Here is a 9003-nt window from a genome sequence, read left to right on the forward strand (position 1 = left end):
ATCCTCCACGAGTTTAAGTGAAACTGCTCAACAGTGAAGTACAGCGGCAGATAACCTTGGCAGCACAACCAAGAGCTAAAAACCGTCTGCTGCAACACGGTTTTTAGGTTGTGCTGCCAAATACGTTGCATAGAACTATTCAAGTAGAGTTAAGACGAGTGACAATCTCATAGCCTCGTGGAGACAGCTGATATCCGCCACGCGCAATACTTTCAGTAAGTCCAAGCTCCTTCAGTTTACGTACTTTGACTTTGAACACTTGTGTATCTAGATGCGCCAAGGCTGCAAGCTCTGTGGCTCGTACACCTGGATGCTCTCTAATCAGTTGTAAAACTGTCATTGTCCAGGAACTGTCTTGACTTTTTATGTCAAATTGTCCTAGCTTTCGACGGACTTTAGCCAGTTCATCATCAGTGAGATTGACCTGCTCTCTCAGTACCTCACGAGGATCTTGTCCTGCAAAGTGCAATCTGATGCGATGTATCGCCCCATCTCCATTTTTGTTCAACATGTGTAATAGTTCTTGGCACGATGAGTAGCCTGCTCTTTGAGCATCTTCTTCCGTAATCTCATCAATACTAACTACATCAACTGCGTCAATTGCTAGAACACCCACTGCTGTCCGAAGTTGACCACCTTCTCGAACTGTTGGACGTTTCCAACGGCGAAATGCTAATGTCACACTTCCGTTTGCTATGAGTTCAAGAACTTGATGCTTAATCAACATGATGGCTAAAGGTTTGAGCTATTGATTCGATGTACCCACTTAGCTAAGTGATGCCCAAAGTGTTCACAGCTTAGGCGATCGCCAGGATGAAGTTCTGGTTCTTTTCTCTCGAAGTTCAAATAGGTTTGTCCCATCACCCCCAAATAAGATCCCAATCGATTCGTTTCATCCGTCGTACCTCGTGCTGTGTAGTCAATTTCTCCAGGATTGACCCAGATCATGCCATGTTGAGCAGCTAGAATGCTGAAGTAGACTAGTGTACTGAGTTTGTCACCGCTGAGTGCAGCTCCGTGAGTAAATCCACCAGCAAGTTTATCCTTCCAAGATTGCTGAAACCATATTTCACTGCTGTAGTCAGCGAACGCCTTGAACTGAGCAGCGGCTCCACCCATATAGGTTGGGGAACCAAATATAATTGCATCCGCCATTTGTAGACTTTCGATAAAACTTTCGTCAGACCAGCGCCCGTCTATTATTTGTGATCCTTCAATCCGCATCAGATCAACGCTAGTATTGGCACGACTGTACACTCCGGAGGCAATTGCTTCAGCCATTAGATGGGTATGCCCTGTGCTGGAAAAGTAAATAATTGCAACTTTGCTCATAGTTCTTTCTAGCCTCTTTAGCAACTGAAGCAAGACTAGTGCATTTGTATTTATCGGTCAAGTGAACAGTTATCTGCCACAACACAATTGCTAGCTGGCTGATCGCGTGAATTGCTCCCACTCAGCACGATACTTGTCTTTTTCGACTTCATCCAGAAATGTTGCTTCCAAAGTATTTAAATTGAGTTGCCAAAGTTCCTCCCAGCTAAATCCTTGTGCTGCAAGCGTTAAATACTCATTCGTCAAACTGGTTGAAAACATGGCTGGATCATCTGAGTTGACGGTGCAGTAAAGCCCAGCCTCTACCATTTTGCGAATCGGGTGAGGCTGACTTCGCTCGACAACCCCTAAACAGTAGTTGCTTTGGGGAGACACTTCTAAAGGAATTTGATGTTGGCGGAGGACTTCCACCAAGTTGGGATCGTCTAAACACCGAATGCCGTGTCCAATTCGCTCAGGCTTTAAAGTATTCACTGCGCCCCAGATGCTTTCTGCTCCCACAGCCTCGCCTGCATGAGCCACCAAGCGGAGTCCTTGCCGACGAGCTTGAGCAAACGTTTCTGTGAACAATTCTGGTGGATACCCAACTTCAAGTCCTCCGACCCCTAAGCCCACAAATAACCCGCGCTCTTTCCCTTTCACGGCAAACTCTAGAACTCGATCTTGAGAATCCGGAATCTCACGCGCAATATCGGGAATGAAATTAATCTGGCAGTGATAGTTGGCTTCCCCCGCAGATCGTCCTGCTGCGATCGCGTCTAAAATCTCGTCATCCTGAAACTTCTGAGTCAGAAATGACGCCCTCAAGAAAGCTTCCGTGTAGCGAATGTTTTCCTCAGCTTGTCGTTTGTAGAGCCGTTCAATCATCAGCGCATAGTCCTCTGGTGTTTGCAAGCACCGAACCGCCGCTGCGTAAACTTGGATGAAATGCGAAAAATCGCGAAACTCAAAAAATGACTTCCATTCGTCTAATGAACTCATCGGTAATTCAACGTGATTTCGCTTTGCTATCTGATAAAACGTCTCTGCGTCTGTTGCTCCTTCAACATGAACATGGATTTCAACTTTGGGCATCGCGCGAAGCCGAGCCGCGAGTTCAGGAGAAATTGAGGTCACTGTGTTAGTTTGTGGCATGAATTCAGCCTCTTACTGATAAAAATAACCTGCTCTGCTGATATTAACGAGTGCAATGAACGAGTGATTTCTCGATCAGAATTCAAATCTAGCTATATGCGGCAAGAGAGGGTAATGACAAGCGCGAGCAGGCTCACGAGCGCAAACCCCGCTCGCGCTACGTGCGAATACTCCCAGCGATCGCGAAACTCTGTCCATCCCGGCGGACGAGTTTTGTTCTCAAGCCGCGATCGATTTGCTCCAAACGAGAAAAAGCCAGAACTGAAGCGATCGAGGTTGTCGCCCTCAACCCAGAACTGATTAATTGGATGCGTGAAGAGCCAATACACAGCTTGCATTCCGAGCAGTCCAATTAATGCTACGAGCGTTAACCAGAAGTCCACGCTTCCTATTGGCATTAAGAACAACAGAATGATTGTCAGAATGATGCTAACTGGCTCACTAATCCCTCCGATTGTGAAACCGGGATAATAGATGGGCTGCATAGTGTAATACGTCTCCTGGCTGAGCCGCATTTTTCCCGGCAGTTCAAGGGCGTGCGCGAGAGCGAGAGCCATTCGCCACCGCTACAAGCATCACGGTCAGAATCTGTAAAACGCTGAGCATTGTTTGCCCCCTAACCAAATCAATTTAAAACTTTGCCTTTTAACAGCGAAGTAGCACAACAGTTCCTTTGCACCTGACCGTTTGAGTCTCTTCGCTAAGTTTGAGAAGTCGTTCGGCGATGAATAAGCGGAGACGTTGAACTGTGCGATTAGACATCACACTAGACAGAGTGTTAAGGCGAGTCTTTTAGCCATTCTTTATCTCGTTGTTGATTGCTCAGTATCAGCAGCGCAGGCGGGATAAACAGCCAAAATCCCGAAATCGGTTCAAGCGTAATGCCAACAGCAGCCGTTAGCAAAAGAATCCAACCCGGAAAACTGGGTAAGTTAATACCTTTTGTTTGTGCCCAACAACAGAGCCATCCGATGATCAGAAGAAAAGGCGTGACCATCATGCACCAAAATGCGGCTTCTCGGTCATAGAAAGGATCTAATGGAATCGGTGCGATCGTATTGAACCAGCCATCCTGCACAATCTCCATCAACGGTTGAGCAAACAGCCACCCGTGGATGAGCGGATGGAGAACACCGATCGCAATTAGCCAGTATCCACTGAGTCGAAGCATCTTGATCTCCTTGGTTCTAGATGATTTTGCCGTATCAAATTACTCTTGGATACGCTACCGTATGGTTATAGATTAGTGAACTGTCTCGCAAATGTCAATACGCCACCGTACGGTTAAGCAGAATGAGATTTCCAGGCTTGGACAGCAAGACTGGATCGACTTAGGGCTAAAGGTTTTAGCAGAGAACGGAGTTGAAGCCGTGCGAGTTGAGCCACTTGCTAAATTGCTAAACGTGACGAAGGGTAGCTTCTACTGGCATTTCAAAAATCGAGAAGAGCTTTTAGAAGCAATCTTGCAAGAATGGGTTAATCGTGAAACTGAAAGCATTATTCAGCAAGTTGAGGCAGCAGGCGGTGACGCTTCAGCCAAACTGCTTCACTTGTTTGAGCTTGCAATTCAAGATGATGGTCAAGTCGAAAATGCAATTCGAGCTTGGGCAGCGAATGATTCTAGAGTTGCTGCAATTCTTGACCAGGTTGATCAGCGTCGTCTCAACTACACCAAGAATCTGTTTTTAGACGTTGGCTTCACACCGTTTGAAGCAACCGTACGTGCTCGAATGGTTTACTACGCTCTAATTGGTGAACTCGTCTCGGGTATTCAGACGAGTCGGGCTGAACGATTAGCTGAGATGCACCTCCAGCATCTTATTCTCACGCGCCAAGATTAATGATTGGTAGAATTTAACTACTGAGAATGTGAAGCCTGCTAATGACTCGCTTTACCCGACGCTAACACCCTTTCGTTCTCAACCGACTATCTTTATACAGTCGGTGTGCAAGCGAATTGTGTCCGCCCAGCATAGGCATGAATCAATGAAGTTCAGGCGCAACTTTCCTGCTTATAGCTACCCATTTCGCTTCAGAATGATTGCCTTGTCATCGGAATATCTTACCCAAACGGGCGACTCATAAAGCTCCCCCCGCTGCTCTAACTGAAAACCACCGAACAATACGCCCAGCCATACTTCTACCCACGGCATTTCCAAGCTGCAACTGAGTTCGGCGATCGAAACCGGAAGCAGGGCGGTTTGGAGCCACTCCAAAATCGCTGCCGTCCAGCCAGCCACATCTTCTGAGTGGGTGCACAGCAGGGCTGATCCCTTCAGGTGCGCTGAAACAGAGTGTTTCTGCATTGCTTCGTCTTTTGCTTCTAGCTGGTCGACCATTGTCAGTACAGCAAACCACGTTCAAACCCTTCCGACCTTTTAAGTAGAAATGGCTTTGTTGCATGAAGAGGGGTTGCGGAGGGTAGAGACATGGTAGGTTTCAGTTACCACACCTAAACCTGCTATGAAACCTCAATACCGCATCCGCAACTGGTCTGAGTATAACGCCGGACTGAAGACGAGGGGAAGTCTCACCTTTTGGATTGATGAGTTTGTGCTGGAGGAATGGATTGTACATGACTTGAGTGGGAGACCTGGAGCATCGGTGTTGTATAGCGATTTGGCAATCATGACGATGGCAACCCTAAAGGCAGTGTATCGGTTAGCTGGACGGCAATGCCAAGGCTTTGTGGAATCAATTTTCGGGTTGATGGCGATTGAGTTACCTGTACCTGACCACAGCACTTTGTCACGACGATTGGGTCAACTATCGATTGAACTTCCGATAGTGCCTAAGGAGGAATCTCGCCCTGTTGTAGTGGATTCGACGGGGGTGAAAGTCTATGGCGAAGGAGAGTGGAAGACCCGTCAGCATGGCGTTAGCAAGCGACGCACATGGCGTAAGCTCCATTTAGGAGTGGATGAGGCAACGGGCGAAATTCTGGCAGCAGTGGTCACAACGCATGATTTCCATGATGGAGAAGTGCTAAACGAGGTACTCGAAGCAATTGAATGTCCAATCGATCAAGTCTCGACCGATGGGGCGTATGACCATCGCCACTGCTATGACGAGATTAAAGCCAAAGGAGCCAAAGCAGTTATTCCCCCCCGCAAGGATGCCAAGATTTGGCAACATGGCAATCGCAACGGCAAGCCGCATCAACGGGATGAGAATCTGCGTACGATTCGCAAACATGGACGCAAACGCTGGAAACAGGACTCCGGCTATCATCGTCGCTCAATTGCTGAAACCACAATGTTTCGCTTCAAAACGATTTTTGGAGGGAATCTCAGTGCGCGTCAATTTGACAACCAAGCGGTGGAACTGTTCGTCAAATGTGCTGCACTCAACCGAATGATTAGGATCGCTAAACCCGATAGTTACAAGGTTGAAGCTTGATGCCAAGACGACCTCAAGACAAGTCTGACCATTTTTTAATCATGCAACAAAGCCAGTAGAAATTAATGATTCAGCCGTCTGCTCGCCTAAAAACTGATGCACCTGACTGATGATGGCTCCCTCGCCTACCGCTGAAGCAGCCCGCTTTACAAACCCCGATCTCACAACGCCCGCCGCAAAAATTCCCGGAATGCTGGTTTCTACAGGCATCGGGTGTCGCTCCAGCGTCCAGTCCTGACGATTGATCAACTGGATGCCCGTACAAATAAAGCCCTTTTCATCCAGCGTCAGGCAATCTTGCAGCCATGGGGTGTTGCAGCCATGGGGTGTTGGAGACAGCACCAATCATCAGAAACACATGGCGAATTGGGTACGTTTCGGTCGTTTCGGTGTGGCGATCGTGCCAGGTCACTTGTTCGAGATGATGATCGCCTTGCAAGTCAGTAATTTCGGTTCCGGTGTGCAGCATGATTCCGTCTGAGGCAGCAATGCGGCTGATCAGGTGATCCGACATCGTCGCTTTCTAGGAATACCGCCGCCCACCACAATCACTCGCTCGCTCTAGCAGAACCCGCCCTCCATAGCGGTTGCCGCATAGGGTAGTCTTAATTTCTTAAAGGGTGAAGAATAATGGTCATTTTTAGGGTAGTGCTAAACAGGTAAGGATGCATTGTAGTGGTGAACAAAGTACCAAATTGCCGCGATATGGTTCTCCAACTTCTTAGAGAACGATAACGTTTTCCTGACTAAACGCGATACCCGTTGGCGCAACGTGCAGTTAAACCGCTCAACATAACTGGTCTTGCCACTATCTTTACCCACACTTTGATGTCGCTTACAGGGAAAGATTTCATCATAAGCTGACCAAAAATCAGTGTAAGCAACCGCACACTGCCGATACACTGCTGGCAATGACTCCCATAATCCTTGTGCGCCATCTTGACTGCGCTCTCCAACATACACCCCGGCAATTTCTCGTGTTTCTACGTCGAGTGCTAACCAAATCCACTGCTTGTTGGCTTTGCTGCCGACAAACGACCACATCTCGTCACACTGGATGGTTAAACGCCCCTTTTTTAGCTTGTACGTTCACTTGGACGGGGCAGGTTCTGATATTTCTCATTGACAGAATTCTGGAGCCAAGGTTCTGAAACACCCACGACTCTAGCAATTCCAGCTAAGGGAATCTTCTCCAACAGCAATTTATCAATCAGAGTTTTAGTGGCTTCATTAATGATTTTGTTTTGCGGGTCTTGCACAAACTGTCTGCCACACTCACGGCACTTAAAGTTCTGTTTACCATTGTGAATTTTGCCGTTCTTAACAATATGAGCAGAGTTACAGGTAGGACAAACAAGTGGAGCAGTTGACATAACGCAATTAAGTTAACTTCATCCTCTCTATCCTTACATCTTTAGAACTACCATTTTTAGAAGGTTCGCCAGATAAAGCTCTCAGAATTAAGCTTTTTTCTCTGTCCTTTACGTAAGGGGCACTACCGCCGCATAGTACACGCTCGTATTGTCAAACGGATGCTCAAAAAGGAGCTTGCGATAGCGCACCTTGGACGCGATGACGATAGCTTTGGTGTGAATTTGGGTGTGATTATCCAGCGTCAGCGTAAAGGGATGGTGCTGGCAATCAATCTGACTCACCGAGAAGGGTAGCGCGATCGTTGCGCCAAATTTTTGTGCCCGCGAGCGCCTGTCCAAAAATGCCAGTGGGAAACCCTAGCTAAGCACGTCTGTTTAATCTGAACGCTGCAACTCACACCAAGCTACGATTTTTATATAATTGCCAAAAGGCAATCGAGGTGGCTATGGGTCTTGCTCCGAGAACTCCAACTCAGGGACACTGGGATGCGTTAGAGGCTTATTTTCAGCCCGCAGCACCCTACTCGATGGAACTTGAGGAATTTCTCGCACACTGGGATGTGTCGCGGGAAGATTTGGCTATTGTTTGTGATTGCTCGTTAACCACTGTCAACCATTGGTTCTCACAAGGTGTCGATCGTAGAAAACCAAGTGCCCGCCATAAGCAGAGAATGGCACTCGCCCACCACATCTGGACTGCCATTGAAACCGAACCAGAGTATCTGCAAAAGTTGCGCGAAGTTTATATTCAACGCCTACGTCCTAAACGGCAAACTTAGTTCAATTGCCAAACGGCAAATAATCATTGCCAAACGGCTAAACAGAGTCTTACTGTAATTCTGGCTAGAGCCTTTTCAGAAACAGCAGGTGGGTTGCCGCTCAGCGTTTCTGATTTCGGCTCTTTGCTTTTTCATCAACCTTTTCAACCACAACCCAATTTCAAGATCTAGCACGAGTAATCGTGCCCAATGGTGATGGCAACTCCTAGTGAGCAACCAGAATCTCAGTTTTCTCGGTTAAATTTGCCGATGTTACAGGCTAAAGAGTTCGGTGGACTTGCGCTGCCCGCCGACTTTCCCAACACGATTAGCTTACCGAAGTATCCAGTGGGTTCTCGATGCCGCTGGATTCCCACGCCTGCTACCGATTGGGGAATTGTTATTGGGCAGACTTATATTCCCAGCAGGGCAGAGGCAGCATTGACACAGTGGGCTTGGTCGTACCTGCTGTTACTCGATGCCGATAGCCCTTCGCGGCAGTGGCTTGTGGCGGATTGGGTTGATGAAGCAGACCTAGAGTTTTTTCCTACTCAACCCTCATGAGTCGTCCCCCCAATCAACGCCCACTTGGAGAACCGGAGCGATCGCTGTTGCGTTTATACGCCAACTGTCAATGGTCGATCGCCCATCCCCGCCAACTCTACCAGGAGTACGCCTTCACCTACGACCAACTGGCACTCATCGCTGGGTGTAGTTTGCCGACGATGACGCGCTGGATGAACCGCGGCCAAGAACCCCGCTTGCTGAAGGACGTTTACACTCGTCGCTTGGGAGAGTTTGACTTCCTGCTGCACCATTACCACCAGATTCCGCCCGAAGTGTGGGAGGCAGTCTGCCCACTGCCACCGCGACTGCGAGCAATTCTCTTCCCAAACCCAGAGTAAAGCGTACAATTCCTATCAAATGATAGGAACCTGCCTTCACCCCTTGCCTGTCCAGTACGAGCGATCTATTGTTACCCACAAGCTGCGGTTAATCTCAGCCTT

Annotated in this window: 15 protein-coding genes; 5 read left to right on the forward strand and 10 right to left on the reverse strand. The window is 48.1% G+C overall.

Going from position 1 to position 9003, the window contains the following annotated elements; all coding sequences use genetic code 11:
- Positions 1–139: 139 nt before the first annotated feature.
- From NIES2104_RS14565 to NIES2104_RS14585, 5 genes are all read right to left on the reverse strand, one after another.
- Positions 140–727, reverse strand: a complete 588-nt coding sequence (locus NIES2104_RS14565; protein ID WP_058998889.1) for an ASCH domain-containing protein — start codon at positions 725–727, stop codon at positions 140–142.
- A 5-nt stretch (positions 728–732) separates the two neighbouring features.
- The gene (locus NIES2104_RS14570; RefSeq protein WP_058998891.1) at positions 733–1332 is read right to left on the reverse strand and encodes a flavodoxin family protein; all 600 of its coding nucleotides are present in this window, start codon (positions 1330–1332) and stop codon (positions 733–735) included.
- Positions 1333–1422: 90 nt separating this feature from the next.
- Entirely contained in the window at positions 1423–2466 is a 1044-nt protein-coding gene (gene add, locus NIES2104_RS14575; RefSeq protein ID WP_058998893.1) for an adenosine deaminase, read from the reverse strand.
- A gap of 92 nt (positions 2467–2558) precedes the next feature.
- Entirely contained in the window at positions 2559–3023 is a 465-nt protein-coding gene (locus NIES2104_RS14580; protein ID WP_202815071.1) for a DUF1772 domain-containing protein, read from the reverse strand.
- Between the two features lie 221 nt (positions 3024–3244).
- Positions 3245–3637: a DUF6463 family protein gene (locus NIES2104_RS14585; RefSeq protein ID WP_058998895.1), complete on the reverse strand. Its 393-nt coding sequence runs from the start codon at positions 3635–3637 to the stop codon at positions 3245–3247.
- A 91-nt stretch (positions 3638–3728) separates the two neighbouring features.
- Here NIES2104_RS14585 and NIES2104_RS14590 point away from each other — a divergent pair, with 91 nt between their 5' ends.
- Positions 3729–4307, forward strand: a complete 579-nt coding sequence (locus tag NIES2104_RS14590) for a TetR/AcrR family transcriptional regulator (protein ID WP_058998897.1) — start codon at positions 3729–3731, stop codon at positions 4305–4307.
- A gap of 177 nt (positions 4308–4484) precedes the next feature.
- On the opposite strand, the gene NIES2104_RS14595 is transcribed toward NIES2104_RS14590, so the two are convergent.
- Positions 4485–4805 carry a hypothetical protein gene (locus NIES2104_RS14595; protein WP_058998898.1) on the reverse strand — a complete coding sequence of 107 codons (321 nt, stop codon included), beginning with the start codon at positions 4803–4805 and terminating at the stop codon, positions 4485–4487.
- Positions 4806–4929: 124 nt separating this feature from the next.
- Here NIES2104_RS14595 and NIES2104_RS14600 point away from each other — a divergent pair, with 124 nt between their 5' ends.
- On the forward strand, positions 4930–5865 hold the full coding sequence (locus NIES2104_RS14600; protein ID WP_058998900.1) for an IS5 family transposase: 936 nt from the start codon (positions 4930–4932) through the stop codon (positions 5863–5865).
- Positions 5866–5904: 39 nt separating this feature from the next.
- On the opposite strand, the gene NIES2104_RS31800 is transcribed toward NIES2104_RS14600, so the two are convergent.
- The 4 genes from NIES2104_RS31800 to NIES2104_RS31805 all read right to left on the reverse strand — a co-directional run bounded on the left by NIES2104_RS31800 (position 5905) and on the right by NIES2104_RS31805 (position 7577).
- Positions 5905–6075: a hypothetical protein gene (locus tag NIES2104_RS31800; RefSeq protein WP_156426957.1), complete on the reverse strand. Its 171-nt coding sequence runs from the start codon at positions 6073–6075 to the stop codon at positions 5905–5907.
- A gap of 67 nt (positions 6076–6142) precedes the next feature.
- The gene (locus tag NIES2104_RS14605) at positions 6143–6379 is read right to left on the reverse strand and encodes a hypothetical protein (RefSeq protein ID WP_058998902.1); all 237 of its coding nucleotides are present in this window, start codon (positions 6377–6379) and stop codon (positions 6143–6145) included.
- A 137-nt stretch (positions 6380–6516) separates the two neighbouring features.
- Positions 6517–7238, reverse strand: a protein-coding gene (locus NIES2104_RS31300; RefSeq protein ID WP_156426958.1) for an IS1 family transposase whose coding sequence is annotated in 2 segments (ribosomal slippage) — positions 6517–6956 and positions 6956–7238 — 723 coding nt in all. Because the reading frame shifts where the segments join, the coding sequence is not laid out codon by codon here.
- A 108-nt stretch (positions 7239–7346) separates the two neighbouring features.
- Positions 7347–7577, reverse strand: a complete 231-nt coding sequence (locus tag NIES2104_RS31805) for a hypothetical protein (protein WP_156426959.1) — start codon at positions 7575–7577, stop codon at positions 7347–7349.
- 107 nt (positions 7578–7684) lie between these two features.
- Here NIES2104_RS31805 and NIES2104_RS14620 point away from each other — a divergent pair, with 107 nt between their 5' ends.
- From NIES2104_RS14620 to NIES2104_RS31810, 3 genes are all read left to right on the forward strand, one after another.
- Positions 7685–8017, forward strand: a complete 333-nt coding sequence (locus tag NIES2104_RS14620) for a hypothetical protein (RefSeq protein ID WP_202815184.1) — start codon at positions 7685–7687, stop codon at positions 8015–8017.
- Between the two features lie 195 nt (positions 8018–8212).
- The gene (locus tag NIES2104_RS14625) at positions 8213–8560 is read left to right on the forward strand and encodes a hypothetical protein (RefSeq protein ID WP_225895243.1); all 348 of its coding nucleotides are present in this window, start codon (positions 8213–8215) and stop codon (positions 8558–8560) included.
- Positions 8557–8901 (forward strand): hypothetical protein, encoded by a 345-nt coding sequence (locus NIES2104_RS31810; protein ID WP_156426960.1) that lies wholly within the window; start codon positions 8557–8559, stop codon positions 8899–8901. Before NIES2104_RS14625 ends, NIES2104_RS31810 begins: the two co-directional genes overlap by 4 nt.
- Positions 8902–9003: the final 102 nt, after the last annotated feature.

Source organism: Leptolyngbya sp. NIES-2104, assembly GCF_001485215.1.
In the GTDB taxonomy this organism is placed as follows: Bacteria; Cyanobacteriota; Cyanobacteriia; order Leptolyngbyales; family Leptolyngbyaceae; genus Leptolyngbya.

Coding starts and splice junctions, on each gene's coding strand:
- NIES2104_RS14565 (WP_058998889.1), bottom strand. CDS start 727: ATGTTGATTAAGCATCAAGTTCTTGAACTCATAGCAAACGGAAGTGTG.
- NIES2104_RS14570 (WP_058998891.1), bottom strand. CDS start 1,332: ATGAGCAAAGTTGCAATTATTTACTTTTCCAGCACAGGGCATACCCAT.
- add (WP_058998893.1), bottom strand. CDS start 2,466: ATGCCACAAACTAACACAGTGACCTCAATTTCTCCTGAACTCGCGGCT.
- NIES2104_RS14580 (WP_202815071.1), bottom strand. CDS start 3,023: ATGGCTCTCGCTCTCGCGCACGCCCTTGAACTGCCGGGAAAAATGCGG.
- NIES2104_RS14585 (WP_058998895.1), bottom strand. CDS start 3,637: ATGCTTCGACTCAGTGGATACTGGCTAATTGCGATCGGTGTTCTCCAT.
- NIES2104_RS14590 (WP_058998897.1), top strand. CDS start 3,729: ATGTCAATACGCCACCGTACGGTTAAGCAGAATGAGATTTCCAGGCTT.
- NIES2104_RS14595 (WP_058998898.1), bottom strand. CDS start 4,805: ATGGTCGACCAGCTAGAAGCAAAAGACGAAGCAATGCAGAAACACTCT.
- NIES2104_RS14600 (WP_058998900.1), top strand. CDS start 4,930: ATGAAACCTCAATACCGCATCCGCAACTGGTCTGAGTATAACGCCGGA.
- NIES2104_RS31800 (WP_156426957.1), bottom strand. CDS start 6,075: ATGCCTGTAGAAACCAGCATTCCGGGAATTTTTGCGGCGGGCGTTGTG.
- NIES2104_RS14605 (WP_058998902.1), bottom strand. CDS start 6,379: ATGTCGGATCACCTGATCAGCCGCATTGCTGCCTCAGACGGAATCATG.
- NIES2104_RS14620 (WP_202815184.1), top strand. CDS start 7,685: ATGGGTCTTGCTCCGAGAACTCCAACTCAGGGACACTGGGATGCGTTA.
- NIES2104_RS14625 (WP_225895243.1), top strand. CDS start 8,213: ATGGCAACTCCTAGTGAGCAACCAGAATCTCAGTTTTCTCGGTTAAAT.
- NIES2104_RS31810 (WP_156426960.1), top strand. CDS start 8,557: ATGAGTCGTCCCCCCAATCAACGCCCACTTGGAGAACCGGAGCGATCG.